The sequence below is a fragment of the Brevundimonas naejangsanensis DSM 23858 genome (assembly GCF_000421705.1).
Lineage (GTDB): Bacteria > Pseudomonadota > Alphaproteobacteria > Caulobacterales > Caulobacteraceae > Brevundimonas > Brevundimonas naejangsanensis.
Genome location: NZ_ATXN01000004.1, coordinates 223,638 through 244,593 on the forward strand (window position 1 = coordinate 223,638; position 20,956 = coordinate 244,593).

The 20,956-nt window shown below is 68.1% G+C and carries 16 protein-coding genes; 13 read left to right on the forward strand and 3 right to left on the reverse strand.

Translation table 11 applies throughout. The features are described from left to right. Positions 1-17: 17 nt before the first annotated feature. Entirely contained in the window at positions 18-629 is a 612-nt protein-coding gene (locus H556_RS0110640; RefSeq protein WP_024354408.1) for a DUF2975 domain-containing protein, read from the reverse strand. Between the two features lie 441 nt (positions 630-1,070). Between H556_RS0110640 and rdgB the strand changes: the two genes are divergently transcribed. The 10 genes from rdgB (at position 1,071) to H556_RS0110695 (ending at position 12,035) form a co-directional block, all read left to right on the forward strand. Then, positions 1,071-1,673: an RdgB/HAM1 family non-canonical purine NTP pyrophosphatase gene (gene rdgB, locus H556_RS0110650; RefSeq protein ID WP_024354409.1), complete on the forward strand. Its 603-nt coding sequence runs from the start codon at positions 1,071-1,073 to the stop codon at positions 1,671-1,673. A 115-nt stretch (positions 1,674-1,788) separates the two neighbouring features. Continuing rightward, positions 1,789-2,919, forward strand: coding sequence for a radical SAM family heme chaperone HemW (hemW, locus tag H556_RS0110655; protein WP_029673529.1), 1,131 nt, complete (start codon positions 1,789-1,791; stop codon positions 2,917-2,919). Positions 2,920-2,952: 33 nt separating this feature from the next. Continuing rightward, positions 2,953-3,825, forward strand: a complete 873-nt coding sequence (gene rsmI, locus H556_RS0110660; protein ID WP_024354411.1) for a 16S rRNA (cytidine(1402)-2'-O)-methyltransferase — start codon at positions 2,953-2,955, stop codon at positions 3,823-3,825. Further along, entirely contained in the window at positions 3,822-4,265 is a 444-nt protein-coding gene (locus tag H556_RS15705; protein WP_024354412.1) for a YraN family protein, read from the forward strand. Before rsmI ends, H556_RS15705 begins: the two co-directional genes overlap by 4 nt. Next, positions 4,262-5,074: a SirB1 family protein gene (locus H556_RS0110670; protein ID WP_024354413.1), complete on the forward strand. Its 813-nt coding sequence runs from the start codon at positions 4,262-4,264 to the stop codon at positions 5,072-5,074. The genes H556_RS15705 and H556_RS0110670 overlap by 4 nt, the downstream gene beginning before the upstream one ends. Before the next feature lie 213 nt (positions 5,075-5,287). Further along, positions 5,288-6,238, forward strand: a complete 951-nt coding sequence (gene gshB, locus H556_RS0110675; protein ID WP_024354414.1) for a glutathione synthase — start codon at positions 5,288-5,290, stop codon at positions 6,236-6,238. A gap of 29 nt (positions 6,239-6,267) precedes the next feature. After that, positions 6,268-6,960: a hypothetical protein gene (locus H556_RS0110680; protein WP_024354415.1), complete on the forward strand. Its 693-nt coding sequence runs from the start codon at positions 6,268-6,270 to the stop codon at positions 6,958-6,960. Positions 6,961-7,026: 66 nt separating this feature from the next. Then, complete coding sequence (locus H556_RS0110685) at positions 7,027-8,637, forward strand: YifB family Mg chelatase-like AAA ATPase (RefSeq protein ID WP_024354416.1); 1,611 nt, start codon at positions 7,027-7,029, stop codon at positions 8,635-8,637. A gap of 72 nt (positions 8,638-8,709) precedes the next feature. Further along, the gene (locus tag H556_RS0110690; protein WP_024354417.1) at positions 8,710-10,299 is read left to right on the forward strand and encodes a response regulator; all 1,590 of its coding nucleotides are present in this window, start codon (positions 8,710-8,712) and stop codon (positions 10,297-10,299) included. Further along, on the forward strand, positions 10,296-12,035 hold the full coding sequence (locus tag H556_RS0110695) for an AmpG family muropeptide MFS transporter (protein ID WP_024354418.1): 1,740 nt from the start codon (positions 10,296-10,298) through the stop codon (positions 12,033-12,035). Before H556_RS0110690 ends, H556_RS0110695 begins: the two co-directional genes overlap by 4 nt. Positions 12,036-12,088: 53 nt before the next feature. Here the strand turns inward: H556_RS0110695 and H556_RS0110700 are convergent, their stop codons facing one another. Continuing rightward, entirely contained in the window at positions 12,089-14,368 is a 2,280-nt protein-coding gene (locus tag H556_RS0110700; protein WP_024354419.1) for an NADP-dependent malic enzyme, read from the reverse strand. An 87-nt stretch (positions 14,369-14,455) separates the two neighbouring features. After that, the gene (dapF, locus tag H556_RS0110705; protein WP_024354420.1) at positions 14,456-15,355 is read right to left on the reverse strand and encodes a diaminopimelate epimerase; all 900 of its coding nucleotides are present in this window, start codon (positions 15,353-15,355) and stop codon (positions 14,456-14,458) included. 49 nt (positions 15,356-15,404) lie between these two features. On the opposite strand from dapF, the gene H556_RS0110710 reads away from it, so the two are divergent. From H556_RS0110710 to H556_RS0110720, 3 genes are all read left to right on the forward strand, one after another. Then, positions 15,405-16,208 carry a potassium channel family protein gene (locus tag H556_RS0110710; protein ID WP_024354421.1) on the forward strand — a complete coding sequence of 268 codons (804 nt, stop codon included), beginning with the start codon at positions 15,405-15,407 and terminating at the stop codon, positions 16,206-16,208. 110 nt (positions 16,209-16,318) lie between these two features. Beyond that, complete coding sequence (locus H556_RS0110715; protein ID WP_024354422.1) at positions 16,319-18,502, forward strand: prolyl oligopeptidase family serine peptidase; 2,184 nt, start codon at positions 16,319-16,321, stop codon at positions 18,500-18,502. Positions 18,503-18,630: 128 nt separating this feature from the next. Beyond that, on the forward strand, positions 18,631-20,850 hold the full coding sequence (locus H556_RS0110720) for a prolyl oligopeptidase family serine peptidase (protein ID WP_051130262.1): 2,220 nt from the start codon (positions 18,631-18,633) through the stop codon (positions 20,848-20,850). Positions 20,851-20,956: the final 106 nt, after the last annotated feature.

The window sequence follows — 20,956 nt, forward strand, 5'->3', positions numbered from 1 at the left end:
GCTTTAGCCTGTCCCGGTCAGATCGTCAGTTCGGATTCGCGACGAAGGCGCGCGCCCTCGCGGAACACCTCGGCCAGGACGAAGACGACCAGGACCGAGAAGACGGGGGTGAGCAGGTCGCTGATCCCCTGCGGCTCCATCACGCCGGGCGCCAGACGCGCGGCGACCAGACCCTGCACGATCCAGACGCCGCCGGTGACGACGGCCAGGATCAGGCCGATCTGGCGCAGGCGGCGGACATTGTCCGGCTGGAACGGATCGCCAAGGGTCAGGGTGCGGAAAATCTTGCGCAGATAACGCAGGATCAGCAGGAAGCCGCTGAAATAGGCGGTCAGGGCGCCCAGGCCGAACAACAGCAGCGGGCGCGACAGCGGCATCTCGCGGCCGTCGGCTCCGTCCGAAACCGTCACGTTCAGATTGTCGAGCGGAATGAAGATGGAGGCGACCCACAGCAGCAGCAGCAGGCCGGTGACGAGGATCATCACCACATAGGCGACATCCAGGGCGATCTTCAGCACGCTGGCGACCGAACCGGGGCCTAAGGTCCGAAGATTGGGCGTGAGCAGATTGGGGTTGCGCCGATGGCGCGGCTTGGACTTCCCGGCGGGATTCAGATTCGGGAAGCGCATGGGCGGCGTCTCAGGCCGGGGGACGAGGCGCGGTCGCCGCGGCGGGTCCGGCCGACCCGCGCGCGGCGTTATTCTTCGCGGCGTTCATGGCGATCGTCAAAGTCCCCCTCCCGTTCAGCGCGATCAGAAGCTCTGAACGATCAGGGCGATCGCCGCGGCCGGCAGGGCGGCCAGCAGGAAGGCGTTGCCCAGGCTGTGGGCCAGACGGTCCATCATGTTGGTTTTTCGCATGGCTTGCATATCGGTCTCTCCGTCAAAGCACATTTTTTGTGCGTTTATGTTGTACCGCTGGACTATTGTTGCGATTTGTTTCTCGCATTTGAACGGTGCGGCCTTCGTTCTTGATAATGAAGATAGGCCATGCCCCGATGAAAGCCAACTTACATATCGTTTAACGATGTTACCATTTCGCAATGGATTCGACGGGAGTAAGGTCGGGCCATGAATCTCAAGCTCATCAAGGGGATGCGGCTCGTCGCCGCCACCCACAATCCCGGCAAGGCGCGCGAGATCGAAGCGCTGCTGGACGGACATTACCGGATCGTCACGGCGGGCGAGCTGAATCTGCCCGAGCCGGAGGAGACGGAGAGCACCTTCGCCGGCAACGCCATGCTGAAGGCGCGCCATGCGGCCCAGGCCTCGGGCGAGGTCGCCCTGGCCGATGATTCCGGCCTGTCGGTCGCGGCGCTGGACGGGGCGCCAGGCATCTATTCGGCGCGCTGGGCCGGGCCGGACAAGGACTTCGCCCTGGCTATGCGCAAGGTCGAGCAGCGGCTGGAGGAGACCGGATCGCGCGATCGCTCGGCCTGGTTCACCTCGGCCCTGGCGGTGGCCTGGCCGGCCGGGCCCTGCGTCGTGGTCGAGGGCCGGGTCGACGGCCAGCTGGTCTTCCCGCCGCGCGGCGACGGCGGCCACGGCTACGACCCCGTGTTCCAGCCGGAAGGCTCGGACAAGACCTTCGCCGAGATGGACGCCGCCGAAAAGGACGCCGTCAGCCATCGCGGCCGGGCCTTCGACAAACTCAAGGCGGCGCTGATTGATTGAGGCGCTCGCCCCTCAAGCAGCCGCGCTCCGCGAGGGTGGCGGTAGGGGTGAAACCCGGCCTGCCCCTCAAGCAGCCGCCCTTCGCAAGGGCGGCGATAGGGGCGAAAAAAACTCCATCGCCCTCTACGTCCACTGGCCATATTGCGCGCGCATTTGCCCCTATTGCGACTTCAACGTCGTGCGCGACCGGGGGCGGACCGAGGAGCAGGCGGGGCTGGCGCAGGCCATTCTTGACGACCTGGAGGCGCAGGCGGCGTTGGTCGGCCCGCGCGCCTTGGCCTCGATCTTCTTCGGCGGAGGCACGCCGTCGCTGATGCCGCCGGACGCTGTGGCGGCGGTGGTGGAGCGCGCCCACGCCCTGTTCCCGCCGACCGACGCCATAGAGGTCAGCCTTGAGGCCAATCCGACCGACGCCGAGGCCGGGCGTTACGCTGCCCTGGCGCAGGCAGGCGTCAACCGGCTGTCGATGGGAGTGCAGTCGTTTGACGACGCGGCGCTGAAGTTTCTGGGCCGCGACCATTCGGCCGAGGAGGCGCGCCGGGCGATCGGTCTGGCGGGGCGGGCGTTCTCGCGCCTGTCGATCGACCTGATCTACGCCCGGCCGGGGCAGGGCGTCGCCGACTGGAAAGCGGAACTGTCCACCGCGCTCGATCTGGGGTTCGAGCACGTCTCGCCTTATCAACTGACCATCGAGGGGACGACGGCGTTCGGGCGGGCCGTGGCGCGCGGGGCCTGGGCGCCGCCGGACGAGGATCTGGCCGCCGAACTCTATGAGGCCACGCAAGGGACGCTCGAAGCGGCGGGGTTCGAGGCCTATGAGGTGTCCAACCACGCCCGCGACGTCGCCGCCCGTTCCAGCCACAACCTGCACGTCTGGCGCGGCGGGGACTATCTGGGTCTGGGGCCGGGCGCGCATGGGCGGTTGACGCTGGCGGAGGGGCGGGTCGCCACCGTCGCGCACCGGCGCATCGGCGACTATATGCAGGGCGTCGCCGCCCGAGAGCCCTGGGCCGAGCGCGAGGTTCTGGATCCCCGCGACGCCGATGAGGAACGGGTGTTGCTGGGCCTGCGCACGGTCGAGGGCGTGCCCTTGTCCCTGCTGCAGCGGCTGGGCCTATCGGTGGACGAGGGCAGGCTAGCCGACCTGTTGGCCGACGGCTTTGTCGCTCTGAGGGACGGGCGCGTCGCCGCCACGGCGACAGGACGGCCGCTGCTCGACGCCGTGCTGAAGGCGCTGCTGACCTAGACCGCGCCGCGCCGGACTGGCAGGGTCCGGCCGATGTCCGACGCCCCGCTTTTCCCGCCGACCGCCCCGCCCGCGCGCCCCGTTTCGCCGGGCCTTTATCTGGTGGCGACGCCGATCGGCAACCTGCGCGACATGACGCTGAGGGCGCTGGACGTGCTGGCGGCGGCCGATCTGGTGCTGGCCGAGGACACGCGGGTGACGGCCAAGCTGCTGACCGCCTATGGGCTGAAGGCGAAGCTGGAGCGCTGCGACGACCACGCCTCGGCCCGCGCCGCCGAGACCGCCGTCGAGCGGTTGAAGGCGGGCGAGGTAGTGGCTCTGGTGTCGGACGCGGGCACGCCTCTGGTGTCCGACCCCGGCTATGTCGTGGCGCGGGCGGCGGTGGCCGAGGGCCTGCCGGTGCATCCCGTGCCGGGACCGTCCAGCCTGCTGGCGGCCCTGTGCATCGCCGGCCTGCCTGCCGACCGGATCCTGTTCGCGGGCTTCCTGCCGCCCAAGTCGGGCGCGCGCCGCACGGCGCTGGAGGAGCTGCGGACGGGTCGTCAGACGCTGGTCTTCTTTGAAAGCGGGCCGCGTCTGAGGGACAGCCTGACCGATATGGCGCAGGTGCTGGGGCCGCGCCCCGCCGCCGTGGCGCGCGAACTGACCAAGCTCTATGAGGAATGCGTGCGCGGCGATCTGGTCGAACTGGCCGCCGATCCGCGTCTGGATGCGCCCAAGGGCGAGATTGTGGTGGTGGTCGGCCCCGGCGAGGCGGAAACGGCCAGCGCCGCCGACGCCGACGCCGCCCTGTCCGAAGCCCTCACCCGCCTGCCGCCCGGCGAGGCGGCGGCCGAGGTGTCCAAGGCCCTGAATCTGCCGCGCAAGCCGCTCTACAAGCGGGCGCTGGAGCTGAAGGCGCGGTGAGCCCGGCCCCGCCCTCTCGCCTGTCGCGCCCGCATCCGCCGCCGAAGCGACCCAAGGCGGGCTGGCGTCGCAGGCTGGGCGGGCGGTCGCATCGTCAGGGGCATGACGCCGAATGGATCGCCGCGCTGTGGCTGATGCTCAAGGGGTATCAGGTGCTGGCCTTTCGCCTGAAGGGGCGGGGCGGAGAGATCGACATCCTGGCCCGGCGCGGGCGGGTTCTGGCCGCTGTCGAGGTCAAACGTCGCGCCACGCTGGAGGCGGCGGCGCTGGCTCTGGGGCCGGATCAGCACCAGCGTCTGATCCGCGCGGCCGAGGCGGCGGCGCGCGGGCGGCCGGCTCTGGCGGGGCTGGACCTGAGAATCGACATGGTGACGCTGGCCCCCGGACGCTTTCCGCGTCATCTTCGCGGCGTGATCTCCAGGGGAGCGGATCGGCCTTGACGCGCGAGGAAGCAGAGGCGGTGCTGGCGCAGGCGGGCGAGGGGCCGGACGAGGCCTTTCCCTTGCTGGATTGCGCCATCGCCTGCGCCATCCATGACTATCCGTTCCGCGACGCCGACGGGGTGCGCATCCTGGCCGACCACGCCGCCCAGCGGCTGAAGGAGCGGGCGGCCAATGAAAGCCCCGATGAGGCCCTGACCGAGGCCTTGGCCGGCGACCTGCGGTTGAACGGCGACTTGCTGAACTACGACCATCCGGCCAATACGGACGTGATCGACGTGGCCGAGCGGCGGCGCGGCCTGTCGGCGGTGCTGGTCATCTTCTATCTGGACGCCGCGCGCCGGGCGGGACTGAGCGCGGCGCCGGTCGACTTTCCCGGCCACGTCCTGTTGCGGGTGGAGACGCCCGAGGGGCCGGTGGCGCTGGACCCGTTCAGCCAGGGACGGCTGGTGCTGCCGTCGGAGCTGACGCGACGCGCCCTTCTGGCGGGGCTGACGCCCCATGTAGCCGACCGACTGGACCTGCTGATGGCGCCGGTCGGCGAGCGTCAGGCCCTGATCCGGCTGCAGAATATCCTTTTCAACCGCGCGCTTCAGGCCCGAGATTACGAAGGCGCCGAGCGCTCGGCGCTGCGCCGCGCCCTGCTGGACCCGGAGGACCACCGCCCCTGGCTGGACGTCGCCGCCGCCCGCGAGAAGCAGGGCGCCCTAACCGGCGCCATGCACGCCCTGTCCCGCGCCCGCACCCTGGGCGAGCCTCTCGCGGCCTGCGACGTCCGGCTGGACCGGATGCGGTTGCAACTGAACTGAAGCGCGGCCTTGCGGCGCGCAGCTTCGCGCCTCAAGTAGGCACTGACGGCGCTTCGGCGCTCAAGCAGCGAGCGCCCGCGGGGCGAACGTTAGCGCCACTAAAATCAGCTCAAGCAACGCGCGCCCGCGGGGCGAACGTTAGCGCCACTAAAATCAGCTCAAGCAGCGAGCGCCCGCGGCGCGAGCGATAGCGCCCACCAAGAAGGACTCCCCATGCTCAAGGTCGCCATCCAGATGGACCCGCTCGAGGCGGTCAATGTCGAGTCGGACACCACCTTCCTGATGGCCCTGACCGGGCAGGCGCGCGGCCACAAGCTGTGGGTCTATGACTTCCGCACCCTGGCCTTGGAGGACGGCCGCCTGTTCTGCCGCGCCCGTCCGGTGACGGTGCAGCGCAAGCAGGGCGATCATGCCGATTTCGGCCCCGAGCAGCGGCTGGATCTGGCTGAAGACGTGGATGTCATCCTGATGCGCCAGGACCCGCCTTTCGACATGGCCTATGTCACCGCCACCTATCTGCTGGAGCGGGTTCATCCCAGGACCCTGGTGGTCAATGATCCGGCCGAGGTGCGCTCGGCGCCCGAGAAGTTGATCGCCACCCTGTTTCCCGGCCTGCAGCCCCCGACCCTGGTGTCGTCCGATCCCGAGGCTCTGGTCGACTTCCACCGCCGTCATGGCGATGTGGTGCTGAAGCCCCTGCATGGCGCGGCCGGCTCGGGCGTTGTGCGGCTGAAGGCGGACGATCCGAACCTTGAAGCCCTGATCGAGATTCACGCCGCCGGGTCGCGCGATCCTCTGGTGATCCAGAAATTCATCCCGGCCGTCTCGGCGGGCGACAAGCGCATCATCCTGGTCGACGGCGAGCCGGTCGGCGCCATTAACCGCATTCCGGCCAAGGATCAGGTGCGCTCCAACCTGCGCGTCGGCGGCACGGCGGCGCCGGTCGAACTGACGCCGCGCGACCTGGAGATCTGCGCCGCCATCGGCCCCTATCTGAAGGAGCGGGGTCTGATCTTCGTCGGCATCGACGTGATCGGCGACTATCTGACCGAGATCAACGTGACCTCGCCCACCGGCGCCCAGCAACTGCTCAACTTCGCCGGGATCGACGCCACCGAGCGGATGTGGGCGGTTATCGAGCAGAGGAAGGCGGCGGCCGCCTGACGCTGCTGAGCCTTAGGGGAGGAGAGCCTATGACCGCACTCATCAAGACTGTCGGCTTCGCCGCCTTGGCGCTGGTGATCGCCGGCCCGGCGACGGCGCAGGAAATCGCCGCGCCGAAACGTCCGTCGCTGGAGGTGCTGGAGCGGATCATCGAGACCCGCACGCCGCAGACGCGGGTCGAAACGCCCGATCACGACCGCATCACCGCACGGCGCATCGACATCGTCGACGCCGACGGGACCATCCGCATGACCCTGTCGGGGGCGACCCCGCCGCCGATCATCGACGGCGTCCAGTACAAGCGCGCCTTCAACGTCGCTGGTCTGATCCTTTACGACGACAAGGGCAGCGAGCGCGGCGGCTTCGGCACCGCCGACATCGAGGGGGGCATGGCCGTTCTGGCGCTGGATCATCCGGCGATGGATGCGGTCGGCTGGCGGGTGTCGCCGGACGGCTCGATCAGCTTCGTCTTCAACCAGGCGCCGCCGCTGGTGCGCGAGCCAGGACTGGGCGGGGCGCTGGTTCCCGGCGTTGAGACGCCTACGCGGATGCGTCTGTCGCTGGCCGCCGACGGCGCGCCGGCGGTGGAGCTGTCGGACCGGAACGATCAGCCGCGCCTGCGCCTGACGGTGACCGAAGAAGGCTTCGGCGCCATCCAGTTCCTGAACGCCCAGGGCCAGGTCATCCATACACTGGCGCCCGAGGCCGACCTGCAATCCTGATCGAACGACGCTCTTGCAGTCTGCATGAGTTCGTGATTTGTTCTCTTTGCTGAGGGAGAGAACACGATGGTCGCGCGGGTGGTGACGGTGGCGTTCGACGGCGTCGAGGCGCGCCGGGTCGATGTCGAGGTGCAGCAGGTCGGCTCGCCCGCCGGGGCTTTCGCCATCGTCGGCCTGCCGGATAAGGCGGTGGCCGAAAGCCGCGAACGGGTGCGCGGCGCCTTCGCCGGCATCGGCCTGGCTCTGCCCGCCAAGAAGGTGATCGCCAATCTGGCTCCTGCCGACCTGCCCAAGGAGGGCAGCCATTTCGACCTGCCCATCGCCCTAGCCGTGCTGGCTTCGATGGGGGTGATCGGGCCGGACGCGCTGGACGGCTGGGCGGCAGTCGGAGAATTAGGTCTGGACGGTCGGATCGCAGGCGTCGGCGGAACCCTGCCCGCCGCGATGGCGGTGAACGGCATGGGGCTGGGTCTGATCTGTCCCGAGGCGAACGGGCCGGAGGCGGCCTGGGCGGGGGATGTGCGGCTGCTGGCGCCGCGGTCCCTCATCGGCCTGATCAATCATTTTCGCGGGACTCAGGTGCTGCGCCCGCCCCAGCCGGGGCCTGTGGTGGAGGGGGGCGTCGTGCCCGACCTGCGCGAGGTCAAGGGACAGGAGGGCGCCAAGCGGGCGCTGGAGATCGCCGCCGCCGGGGGGCACAATCTGCTGTTCGTGGGTCCGCCGGGTTCGGGCAAGTCGATGATGGCGGCGCGCCTGCCGGGCCTGTTGCCGCCGCTGACGCCGCTGGAGCGGCTGGAGACCTCGATGGTCTGGTCGGTGGCGGGGCTGATAGAGCGCGGCGCCCTGACGCGCGAGCGGCCGTTCCGAGCGCCGCATCATTCGGCGTCGATGGCCGCCCTGACGGGGGGCGGCCATAAGGCCAAGCCGGGCGAGGCGTCGCTGGCGCACAATGGCGTCCTGTTCCTTGACGAACTGCCGGAATATTCGGCCCAGGCGCTCGACAGCCTGCGTCAACCGCTGGAGACCGGCGAGATCGTGGTGGCGCGGGCCAACGCCCATGTGCGCTATCCGGCGCGCTTCCAGCTGGTGGCGGCGATGAACCCTTGCCGCTGCGGCGTGGGCGGACCGGGCAGAGGCGCCTGCGGCAAGGCTCCGCGCTGTCAAAGGGACTATCAGAACCGCATCTCCGGACCGATGTTCGACCGCATCGACCTGACGGTCGAGACGCCGCCGGTCACGGCCGCCGATATGATCCTGCCGCCTCCGGCCGAGGGTACGGCCGAAGCCGCCGCCCGGGTCTTCGCCGCCATGCAGATGCAGGAGGCCCGCCAGGCCGAGGTCGGGCTGACGGGGATGCAAGCGCTCAACGCCCGGGCGTCGGGCGAGGCTCTGGAGCGTTTCGCTGCGCCGGATCAGGCCGGTCGCGCCCTGCTGATGAAGGCGGGGGAGGCTGGCGGGTTGACGGCGCGAGGCTGGACCCGCACCCTGCGTCTGGCCCGCACCATCGCCGATCTGGACGGCGTGGACGGGGTGCTGCGCCGCCATGTGGCCGAGGCCCTGATGTACCGACGCAGCACCGTCGGCGCTCATGAGGATTTCGACCGTCAGGTCAGCCGACGCGGCTTGTTTCCCGTGAAGGAAGGCGCAGACGGGCCGAGGCCGTTCGTGTTGAATTAACCCCAGGAGGCCTAGCGTGGCCTTATGGGACAGACCCGCCGCAAACCGTCGCAGAACGCGCTTCTTCCCGCCATGTCCGGCGGACCCGAACCGTCATCCGGGGCGCCTGCCGACGGCGCTTCGCCCGAGCAGCAGTTCCTGCGGCTGATGAGCCATGAGATGCGCACGCCCCTGAACGGGGTGATCGGCATGCTGGGTCTGTTGTCGCGCACGCGTCTGGATGGGGCGCAGCGCGCCTATGCCGAGGCGGCGCAGAAGTCGGCCGAACATCTGTTGGGCCTTGTCAACGACCTGTTGGATTACGCCCGGCTTGAGGCCGAAGCGCTGGAGTTCGATCCGGCGCCCGTCGATCTGGAAGGCCTGGTTCGGGGCGTGGCCGAACTGCTCAGCCCGCGCGCACACGACAAGGGGCTGGAGATCGTCTGGTCGGTGGCCGCCGATGCTGCCGACATCGTCGCCGACGAGGGGCGCCTGCGCCAGATCCTGTTCAACCTGGCTGGAAACGCCGTGAAGTTCACCGACCGGGGCGGGGTGCGCCTGGCGGTCGAGGCGGTAGGGGAACAGCGGGACGGCGCGCCTGTGCGTCTGGCCTTCATCGTCGACGACACCGGGCCGGGCGTGCCCGAAGCGGCGCGCAGCCGCATCTTCGATGAGTTCGGCCACGCCGACGCCTCCGACGCCGCGCGCTTCGACGGCGCCGGTCTGGGCCTGGCGGTGGTGCGGCGCCTGGCCCGCGCCATGGAAGGAACCGTCGTCGTCGAAGATCGGCCTGAAGGGTCCGGCGCCCGTTTTCGCTTTGAGGCCGCCTTCCCCATCGCGCCCGACGCCCCGGCGCGCGCTCGTCCGCTGGATCGGCTGGCGGTGGCCATCCGCACGCCGGATCCCTTCGTGCGCCGCGCCGCAGCCGATCAGATCGAGGCGTCCGGCGGTCGGGTGGCGCGTCAGGCCGCGGTGACTCTGGTCGATCATGCGGGCGCCGACGACGGCGCGCTGGCGACCAGATCTGCTCAGGGCCAGTCCATCATCCTGCTGCGTCCGAGCGAGCGCGATCTGATCAGCCGTTATCGCACGGCGGGTTTCTGCGGCTATCTGATCAAGCCGTTGCGCCGGACTTCTCTCGCCGAGCAGGTGCTGGGAGCGCTTGCGCCGCGTCGGGGCGTCACGGCTCCGCCCGTTCGATCCGGCGATGACGACCGCGTGGCCCATGTCGCTTTCAAGGGGGTGCGGGTCCTGCTGGTCGAGGACAATCCGGTGGGCGCCCTGTTGGCCAAGATCCTGTTGCGCCGCGAGGGTTGCGTGGTCCAGACGGCCGCCGACGGCCAGGAAGCGCTGGAGGCGATGAAGGCGGCGCGCTTCGACCTGGTCTTCATGGACATGCGGATGCCGCGTCTGGATGGGCCTGGCGCTGCGCGCGTTCTACGCGCGCGAGGGGATCAGACGCCGATCATCGCCCTGACCGCCAACGCCTTCGCCGAAGATCGCGTCGCCTGCCTGGCGGCGGGCATGGACGACCACCTGTCCAAGCCGCTGGAGGCGGACGCCCTGCGTGTCGCTCTGGCCCGCTGGACGAACGCCGCCAACCGCGCCAAGGTCGCGGCTTTCCGATCTGCCAGTAGTCCGTCGTCCGTATCGCCCGGCGGCGCCCGCCGGAGCCACGCATGACCGATACCAAGACGCCCGCTGCTCCTTCCCGACGTTTCGGGGGGCTGGCTGTCTATGGCGAGCGGCGGCCGATGGCGATGCTGCTGCTGGGGTTCGCGGCGGGACTGCCGAACCTGCTGATCTATGACACCCTGTCGGCCTGGCTGCGCGACGCGGGCGTGACGCTGGAGATGATCGGCTTCTTCGCCCTTGCCACCCTGACCTATGCCTTGAAATTCGTCTGGGCGCCGCTGCTGGATCGCACCAATATTCCCGGCCTGACGCGCTGGCTGGGGCATCGGCGGTCCTGGATGCTGGCGACGCAGGTGGTGATCATCGCCGGTCTGTGGCTGATCTCCGGCTCCAATCCGCAGACGTCCTTGGGCGCCGTAGCGGCCTTTGCTGTCATGGTGGGCTTCTTTGGCGCGACCCAGGACATCGCCATCGACGCCTGGCGTATCGAGGCGGTGGATGACAGCCGTCAGGGCGCAATGGCGGCCGCCTATCAGCTGGGCTATCGCGTGGCCCAGATCGTCGCCGGCTTCGTGCCCCTGGCCCTGGCGCAGTTCTACAACTGGAACCTGTCCTACGCGATCATGGCCGCCCTGATGGGGGTGGGGGTGATGGGCGTCCTGCTGGCCCCGCGCGAGAAGCAACACGTCGTGCGCGCCATTCCCGTGTCCGATATCCCCTCGCGCCCTGTGGCGGAGAAGATTGAATGGGTGCTGCGTATCGGCCTGATCTTCGTCGCCGCGGTGCTGATCGGCACGGGCCTGACCGACAAGATCGACGCCTTCGCCTGGGCCTTCGGCGCGGTCCTGCCCGAAGCCGCGCTTGGCGCCTTGAGCGCAGGTTTGGCCGAAAGCGGGGGAGGCGGCGTATTGATCCAGTTCGCATGGATCGTGCTGGGCTTCGGCCTGCTGTTCTTCGCCTGCGCCCCGGTGCCGGGATGGCGTAGTCGTCCAGGCGCCTATCTGGCGGGGTCGTTCGGCGCGCCGCTGAAGGATTTCTTCGTCCGGTTCGGCAAGCTGGCCGGGCCGATCCTGGCGCTGATCTGCCTCTATCGCCTGGCGGACTTCGTGCTGAATATCATGAACCCCTTCTACATCGACCTGGGGTTCAGCCTGATCGAGATCGGCGAAGTGCGGAAACTGTTCGGCGTCGTCGCAATGTCGCTGGGTGTCTTCATCGGCGGCTGGTCCGTCGCTCGTTTCGGCTTGATCCGGACCATGGTGGTCGGCGCCTTCATGAGCCCGGTGTCGAATCTGGTCTTTGCCTGGCTGGCGACCCAGGGGCATGACCTGACCGCCCTGTTCGTCTCTATCGGCGTGGACAATCTAGCCACCGGCTACGCCGGGACGGCGCTGATCGCCTACATGTCCAGCCTCACGTCGATCGGCTTCACCGCGACCCAGTACGCCCTGTTCAGCTCGCTGTACGCACTGCCGGGCAAGCTGATCGCGTCCCAATCCGGCAAGATCGTCGAGGCCTCGGCGCGGGCGGCTGACGCCGGGGGGCCGCTGGGGGCGCTGAAGGGTCTGTTTCACGCCCTGCCGCCGGAATCCCTCGTCGCAGGCGCGGCCAAGAGCGGAGTGTCCCCGGCTGGCCTGGGGGCAGGCTATGTCACCTTCTTCCTGTATTCGACGGTCATCGGCGTGTTCGCCATCGTGCTGGCCTTCTACGTCGCGCCCCGCCATGCGCGCCTGATCGCTGAGCAGAAGAAGGCGGCGTCGCAAGACGAGCCTTCAGGCGCCTAACGCAAAGAGGCGGCCCGAAGGCCGCCTCTGAATGACGTCGCGATGGCGAGGGGTCAGTCCTCGATTTCCACCCCTTCGGCGTAGGCGGCGAAGGTGGCGGCGGTCATGATCTCGCCGACCGAGGCGCCCAGGGGCACGATCTGCACCGACTTCTCCAGACCGACCAGCAGCGGGCCGATCACCGTGGCGCCCCCCAGCGCCTGAACCAGGCGGGTCGAGATGGCGGCCGAGTGGATGGCCGGCATGACCAGGACGTTGGCGTCGCCGGTCAGGCGCATGAAGGGATAGTTGGCCCGCGCCTCGGAGTTCAGCGCCAGGGCCGGCGGCATTTCGCCTTCATATTCGAAATCGACATCCATGCCGTCCAGGATGCGGATGGCCTCGCGCACCTTCTCGCCGCGGTTGCCCGGCGGATCGCCGAAGGTGGAGTAGCTGAGGAAGGCGACGCGCGGCTTGCGGCCGAGGGTCTTGACCGTGGCGGCGGCCTTGACCGCGATCTCGGCCAGTTCGGCCGCGTCAGGCAGTTCGTGGATCGAGGTGTCGGCCACGAACAGGGTGCGCCCCTTGGCCAAAAGGATCGACAGGCCGATCATCCGGTCCTTGACGTCCAGGACGCGGCGGACCTCCTTCAGGGCCATGTTGAAGTTGCGGGTCACGCCGGTGACCATGCAGTCCGCCTCGCCGCGCGCGACCATGGCGGCGGCGAAGTAGTTGCGGTCCTGATTGATCATGCGCTGAACGTCGCGACGCAGATAGCCGCGACGTTGCAGGCGCGCGTAGAGCCAGTCGACGTAGTCGGTGTTCCGCTCGGAAATCCGGGCGTTCATGATCTGAATGCCCAGCTCATCGAAGCTCAGACCGGCCTCGGCGGCGTTCTGACGGATCAGCTCTTCGCGGCCGACCAGGATGGGCGTGCCCAGTTCGGCCTGTTTGAAGGCCCAGGCGGCGCGGATGACCGACTGCTCCTCGCCCTCGGCGAAGACGACGCGCTGCTTCGGACCCGAGCGCACGCTGGCCTGGATCTTCTGCATCAGGGCGGCGGACGGATCGACGCGCTGGCGCAGGCTGATGCGATAGGCGTCCATGTCCTTGATCGGCTTGCGCGCCACGCCGGAGTCCATCGCCGTCTGGGCGATGAAGGGCGGGATGTACCAGATCAGGCGCGGATCGAACGGCGTCGGGATGATGTATTCCGGGCCGAACTTCAGCTTGCGGCCGCGATAGGCGGCGGCGACCTCGTCCGGCACGTCCTCGCGCGCCAGCGCCGCCAGGGCGTGAGCGCAGGCGATCTTCATCTCGTGGTTGATCTGGCGCGCACGCACGTCCAGCGCGCCCCGGAACAGATAGGGGAAGGCCAGGACGTTGTTGATCTGGTTGACGTAGTCCGAACGGCCCGTCGCCATGATGGCGTCCGAACGCACGGATTTGACGTCTTCGGGCGTGATTTCAGGGTCCGGATTGGCCATGGCGAAGATGATCGGATTGGGCGCCATGGAGGCGACCATCTCCTTGGTGATCGCGCCCTTGGCCGACAGGCCCAGCACGACGTCGGCGCCGACCATGGCGTCGGCCAGGGTGCGGTGCGGGGTGTCGGTGGCGTGCGCCGCCTGCCATTGGGAGACGTTGTCGCGGCCCTTGTAGATGACGCCCTGACGGTCGCAGATGGTGGTGTTCTCGGCCTTTACGCCGGCGGCCTTCATCAGGGCGATCGACGACAGGCCCGCGGCCCCGGCGCCGGACAGGACGACCTTGATGTCCTCCAGCTTCTTGCCGACGATGTGGCAGGCGTTGATCAGGCCGGCGGTCGAGATGATGGCGGTGCCGTGCTGGTCGTCGTGGAAGACGGGAATGTCCAGCAGGTCCTGCAGCTGGGCTTCGATCTCGAAGCATTCGGGGGACTTGATGTCCTCCAGATTGATGCCGCCCCAGGTGTCGCCGATGTTCTTGACCACGGTGACGAACTCGTCCGGGTCGGTGGTCTTCACCTCGACGTCGAAGCTGTCGACATCAGCGAAGCGTTTGAACAGGACCGACTTGCCTTCCATCACCGGCTTGGAGGCCATATGGCCCAGATTGCCCAGGCCCAGGATGGCGGTGCCGTTCGAGATGACGGCGACCAGATTGCCCTTGGCGGTGTAGTCGTAAGCCTTGTCCGCATCCTCGGCGATGGCCAGGACCGGCACGGCGACGCCCGGCGAATAGGCCAGCGACAGGTCGCGCTGGGTCGCCATCGGCTTGGTCGGGGCCATGGAGATCTTGCCCGGGATCGGATCGCTGTGGAACTCCAGAGCGTCGTCGTCAGAGAAGGTCTGTTTGTCGGTCAATTCGGGCATTTCTATCTCGGGAAGGGCAGGCGCATTTCGTTCCTAGAACCTGGAACCTTCGCCGACAACCGTTGACGCTGGGTCAGGCGGCCCTGGTCAGGCCGCCGGGAAGGTTCCCGTGCCTTCGATCTGCACCGGGCCGGTCATGAAGACGTGGTTCGTCGCCTCGTCCCAGGCGATGGTCAGTTCGCCGCCATCGACCGTCACAGCGGCCTTTCGCCCGGTCAGGCCGCGACGCGCGGCCGCCACCAGGGCGGCGCAGGCGCCGGTGCCGCATGCCAGGGTCAGGCCCGCCCCGCGCTCCCAGACCCGCAACCGAATGTGATCGGGCGACAGGACATGGGCGAAGCCGACATTGACCCCTTCGGGGAACAGCGGGTGGTGCTCGACCAGCGAGCCGGAGCCGCGCACGAAGGCGTCGTCCTGGCGATCGGTGAAGAAGACGACGTGGGGATTGCCCATCGAAACGGCGCCGGGCGTGTGCAGCACGGGTGCGTCGATCGGTCCGACCTGAAGCTCGATCCCGCGCGTGTCCATCTCTTCGGACAGGGGCACCTGATCCCAATCCAGACGGGGGGCGCCCATATCCACCGCGACTTCGTGAATGGCCGCGCTCGTCGACCCTGCGGGATCTCCCGATCCGACGCGGCCTGATAGGGGAGAAGCGCGGCGCGCGGTGGTCGGCCCGCTGAGGGTGTCGATCAACACCTCTTCCTTGTCGGTCGCCTCCAGCATCAGCCAGCCGACGCAGCGCAGGGCGTTGCCGCAGGTTTCGACCATCGAGCCGTCGGCGTTCCACACCCGCATGAAGGCGTCGGCCGTCTCGGACGGTTCGATGCCGATCAGCTGGTCGAAGCCGCCCAGGCCCGCCGCGGGGTCGGCCAGGGCGCGCACCTGATCCGCTGTCGGGTGGAAGGGTTGCTCGAAGGCCTGAACGACAATGAAGGCGTTTCCGGCGCCGTTCATGCGGATGTAGGGGCGGGCGGGTTCACTCATGATGCCCTTCATATAGGATTTTGCGCCGGTTCATGTATCGCTGACGGCGATGACTTCCGATCAGAGCCAAACCGCCAGACCCGACGGCCTGAGGCTGAGGGCGCGCCTGCGTTACCTCTATCACGGCGCCCAGCCGGCGGCGGTGAAGTTCCGCCTGATGGTCATTCTGGTCGATCTGATCATCATCGGCTTCTTTCTGGCCGCGCCGATCCTGAAGGAGGCGGGCTGGGTCTTCTATGTCGCCGACTATTTCATCGCCGCCATCCTGGGACTGGACCTGGCGGCGCGCGCCTATGCCTATTCCGATATCCGCGACTGGCTGAAGAAGCCGATCGTCTGGGTCGATCTGTTCGTGCTGGCGACCCTGCTGTTTCCGGCCTGGCTCGCCAACTTCGGCTTCCTGCGCCTGCTGCGGTTCTGGAGTCTGCTGAACAGCGACCTGTTCTGGCGCACCATCGGCCGCCGGTTCGACGACACCCGCGTCGAGGAAATCACCCGCGCCCTGGCCGCCCTGATCACCTTCGTCTTTGTCGTGACCGGCTTCGTCTACGCCTATTTCCGGGGCAAGGCCGAGCACATCAACGGCTATCTGGACGCGCTTTATTTCACCGTCGCCACCCTGACGACGACGGGGTTCGGCGACATCACCCTGCCGGGCAACTGGGGCCGGGTGATCTCCATCGTCGTCATGCTGGTAGGCATCACCCTGTTCATCCGCCTGGCCCAGACCCTGCTGCGGCCGCACAAGGTGAAGTTTCCCTGTCCGACCTGCGGCCTGCAGAAGCATGATCCGGACGCCGTCCACTGCAAGGCCTGCGGTCAGATCCTGTGCATCCCGGACGACGGCGACTGAGTTCGGCCCTGCGGCCAAAGATTACGGGTCGATAGGACGACTGACGCTTGCTCCCCGTCGCCGCCGTCGCCAAGGTGCCGGTCGAAACATTCGTCCGTTGGGGGACACCCATGATCATCCGCACCCTGGCGTCCGTCGCCGTCCTTTCCCTTGCTGCCGGAGCCGCACCCGTCGCCATGGCCCAAGCTTCCGTTTCCACCAGCGTCGCCTCTGCCGCGCCGGGCTTCGCGACCAGCGACGCGACCGATCCCTATCTGTGGCTGGAGGAGGTCGAGGGCGAGCGCGCCATGGACTGGGTCAAGGCGCATAATGAAACCTCGCTGGGCGTGCTGCAGGGCGACCCGCGCTATGAAGCGCTGCATCAGCAGGCGCTGGAGCTGGTGCAGTCGCGCGACCGCATCCCTTCGCCCGGCTTCACCCACGATGGCCACATCGACAACTTCTGGCAGGACGCCGAGCATGTGCGCGGCGTCTGGCGCCGCACGACGCTGGACAGCTATCGCTCCGATACGCCGCAGTGGGAGACCATCCTGGACTTCGACGCCCTGTCGGCGGCCGAGGGCGCCAACTGGGTCTATAAGGGCGCGACCTGCTTGGCCCCCGAGGAACGCTACTGCCTGATAAACCTGTCCAACGGCGGCAAGGATGCGGTGACCCTGCGCGAGTTCGACAGCGTGACCCGCACCTTCGTCGCTCCAGGCGAGGGGGGCGGCTTCAGCCTGCCGGAATCCAAGGGCGGCGCCAGCTGGATCGACAAGGACACCCTGCTGATCGCGCGCGACTTCGGCGAAGGCTCGCTGACGGACTCGGGCTATCCGCGCACCGTGCGGCTGCTGAAGCGCGGCCAGACGATCGACCAGGCGGTCGAGGTCTTCGCCGGTCAGAAGACCGACGTCTCGGTGTCCGGCTACACCCTGCGCGACGCCGACGGCGTGGTGCAGGCGGTGCTGCTGAACCGGGGGATCAACTTCTATGAGAGCGAGACCTGGCGCCTGAACGCCGACGGCTCGACCACCAAGCTGGAGCTGCCGCTCAAGTCCAACATCAACGCCCTGGTCGCAGGCCAGTTGGTGGTGACGACGGACCAGGACTGGACCGCGCCGTCGGGCCAGCAGTTCAAGACCGGCGACGTCATCGCCTGGGACCTGCAGGCGTGGCTGGCCGATCCGAAGGCGCCCGCCCGTCTGGTCATCCGCCCCGGCGAGCGCGAGGCGGTCGAGGGGATCAACGCCACCCGCAACAAGCTGGTCGTGGCCCTTTATGAAAACGTGCGCGGCTCGGTCTATGTCTACGATCCGGCCGACTGGAGCCGCACCCGTCTGGACCTGCCGCAGAACGTCTCGGTCGGGGTCGGCTCGGCTTCGGAGCAGGACGACAAGATCTTCGTCAGCGTCACCGGCTATCTGAACCCGTCCAGCCTCTATCTGGCCGATGCGGCGACCGGGGCCGTCGATCTGACCAAGGCCCTGCCGGACAAGTTCGACGCCAGCGGCATGCGCGTGGATCAGTTCGAGGCCCGTTCGACCGACGGGACGATGATCCCCTATTTCGTTGTCCATAAGGACGCGATGGCGATGGACGGGTCGAACCCGACGCTGCTGTACGGCTATGGCGGTTTCCAGTCGTCGCTGCTGCCCGGCTATTCGCCGACGGTGGGCAAGCTGTGGCTGGAGCGGGGCGGCGTCTACGTCATCGCCAATACGCGCGGCGGCGGCGAGTTCGGTCCCAAATGGCACCAGGCGGCCCAGCAGGAAAATCGCCAGCGCGCGCATGAGGACTTCCAGGCGGTGGCCCAGGACCTGATCACGCGCGGGATCACCAGCCAGCCGCACCTGGGCGTGATGGGCGGCTCGCAGGGCGGGCTGTTCATGGGCGCCATGCTGACCCAGCGCCCGGACCTGATCAACGCGGCGGTCATCCAGGTGCCGCTGTTCGACATGCTGCGTTTCCACAAGCTGCTGGCGGGCGCCTCCTGGATCGGCGAATACGGCGACCCGGACATCCCGGAACAGCGCGCCTGGATCGAACAATATTCGCCGTATCAGAAGCTGGCGGCGGGTCAGCCCTATCCGGAAGTCTTCATCCACACCTCGACCAAGGACGACCGCGTCCATCCCGGCCACGCCCGCAAGGCGGCGGCGCGGATGGAAGCGCTGGGCTATCCGGTGCTCTTCTATGAAAACACCGACGGCGGCCACGCGGCGGGCGCCAATCTGCGCGAGACGGCCCGCCGCATCGCGTTGGAATACACCTACCTGACCCGCAGGCTGATGGATCAGCCGGCGCAGCGGTAAAACCATGCCCGCTCATTCCCGCGGAGGCAGGGACCCAGGTTTGAGCCTCGCGCTCGACCTGGGGCTGTGAGCGGAAATTTTGAAGGCGGCTCTTGGGGCCAAAGCACTGGGTCCCCGCCTCCGCGGGGATGAACGGAGAAGAGATTGTGAAAACCCTGTTCCTGTCAGCTGCCCTGCCCGTGATGATGCTGGCCGCGGCGCCCGCGCTGGCGAACGGCGCGCCCGCTGACCCCACGGCCGCCTCGGCCATGACCCCGCCGCCGCACTTCCCGCGCGACCTGTCGCCCGAGGGGGTCAAGGCCGCTGACGACCACCTGGCGCTGGAAGAGGTGGACGGCGCCGAGGCCCGCGCCTTTGTCGCCGCCTCCAATGAAAAGGCCCTGGCCGCCCTGACCGGCGACCGCCGCTATGAGCCGTTCCGCCAGCAGGCCGAAGCCATCCTGACGGCCACCGACCGCATCCCCGGCGTCAGCTTCCTGGGCGAAGGGCTCGGCAACTTCTGGCAGGACGCCGCCAATCCCAAGGGCGTCTGGCGCCGCACGACGCTGGACTCCTATCGCACCGCCCAGCCGCAGTGGGAGACCCTGCTGGACATCGACGCCCTGGCCAAGGCGGAAGGCAAGGACTGGGTGTTCAAGGGCGCCAACTGCCTGGCGCCGGACGAGACCCGCTGCCTGGTCAATCTGTCGAACGGGGGCATGGACGCCGTGACGGTGCGCGAGTTCGACCTGACGACCAAGACCTTCGTGGACGGCGGCTTCGTCATCCCCGAAGGCAAGCACCGCATCAGCTGGCTGGACCGCGACACCCTGCTGATCGCCACCGACTTCGGCCCCGGCAGCCTGACGGAGTCGGGCTATCCCTTCATCATCAAGTCGCTGAAGCGCGGCCATCCGCTGGAACACGCGACCGAGGTCTATCGCGGCCAGCAGGGGGACGGCGGATACGGCGTCTCGCCGATGGTGTTCCGCGACAAGGCGGGAGCGGTCGAAGCCGTGCTGTTCAGCCGCCCGCTGGACACCTTCCGCTCAGAGATCTGGGCGCTGGGGCCCGACGGCAAGCCGTATCAACTGGCCCTGCCCGAGCGCGTGGGCGTAGAGGGCGTGCTGGGCGGCCAGTTGATCTTCTCGCCCGAACAGGCGTGGAGCTTCGACGGTCAGGACTATGCCGCCGGTTCGCTGGTCGCCCTGCCGATGGGCGTGCTGGGCGACGTGCGTCAGAGTATCCGCATCGACGCGAAGATGGCGACTATCTTCGCCCCCGGCCCGCGCCAGTCGCTGCAGAGCGTTCGGGTTTTCCCGGACAGCATCGTCGCTGTGATCGCCGACAACGTCGTCGGTACGTTGAAGCGGTTTACGCGAACCGCCGACGGTTGGACCGCGACTGACATCGCCGTTCCGGCCAACAGCGCCGTGGGTCTGGGCGACAGCTCCAAGGCCAAGGGGCAGGTCTTCGTCTCGACGCAGGGCTTCCTGACCCCGCCGACCCTCAGCCTGGCGGACGTCTCGACCGGCGCCCCGACCGAGCTCAAGTCGGCGCCGGCCAAGTTCGACGCCTCAACCCATGTGGTCGAGCAGTTCGAGGCGACCTCGACCGATGGGACCAGGATTCCCTATTTCGTCACCCGGCCGAAGAACCTGGCGATGGACGGAACCGGCCCGACCATCCTGTTCGGTTACGGCGGCTTCCAGGCCAGCTTCCCGCCCGCCTACAAGCCCGAGATGGGCAAGCTGTGGCTGGAGAACGGCGGCGTCTTCGTTCAGGCCAACATCCGCGGCGGCGGCGAGTTCGGCCCACAATGGCACCAGGCGGCCCTGCGCGAAAACCGTCAGCGCGCCTTTGACGACTTCGCCGCCGTGGCCCGCGATCTGGAGCAGCGCCGCATCACCAGCCCGCGCCACCTGGGCATCTATGGGCGGTCCAACGGCGGGGTGCTGACCAGCGTGTCCATCACCCAGCACCCGGAGCTGTTCAATGCGGCGGTGATCGAAAGCCCGCTGATCGACATGCTGCGCTATCAGGAGCTGCCGGCGGGCGCGTCGTGGATGGGCGAGTACGGCGATCCGCGCATTCCGGGCGACGCCGAATTCATCGCCCGCTATTCGGCCTATCAGCAGTTGCGGCCCGAGGTGAAATACCCGCGCGTCTACATCACGACCAACACGCGCGACGACCGGGTCCACCCCGGCCATGCCCGCAAGTTCGCGGCGCGTCTGGGCGATCAGGGCCACGACCACCTCTATTTCGAGGATACGGCGGGCGGACACTCCAACGACGCCGATCCGGTCGCCAACGCTCGCCGCTGGGCGCGCCACTATGTCTACCTAGCCCAACAACTGATGGATTAAAGGGCTTTTTAGTGCGCTAACGGCCTTCGGCCTGCTTGAGCGCGAAGGCGGGTCGAAGGCGTGTGACGCCGCTCACGCATTTATGAGCGACGCCTTTGCGGCGAAG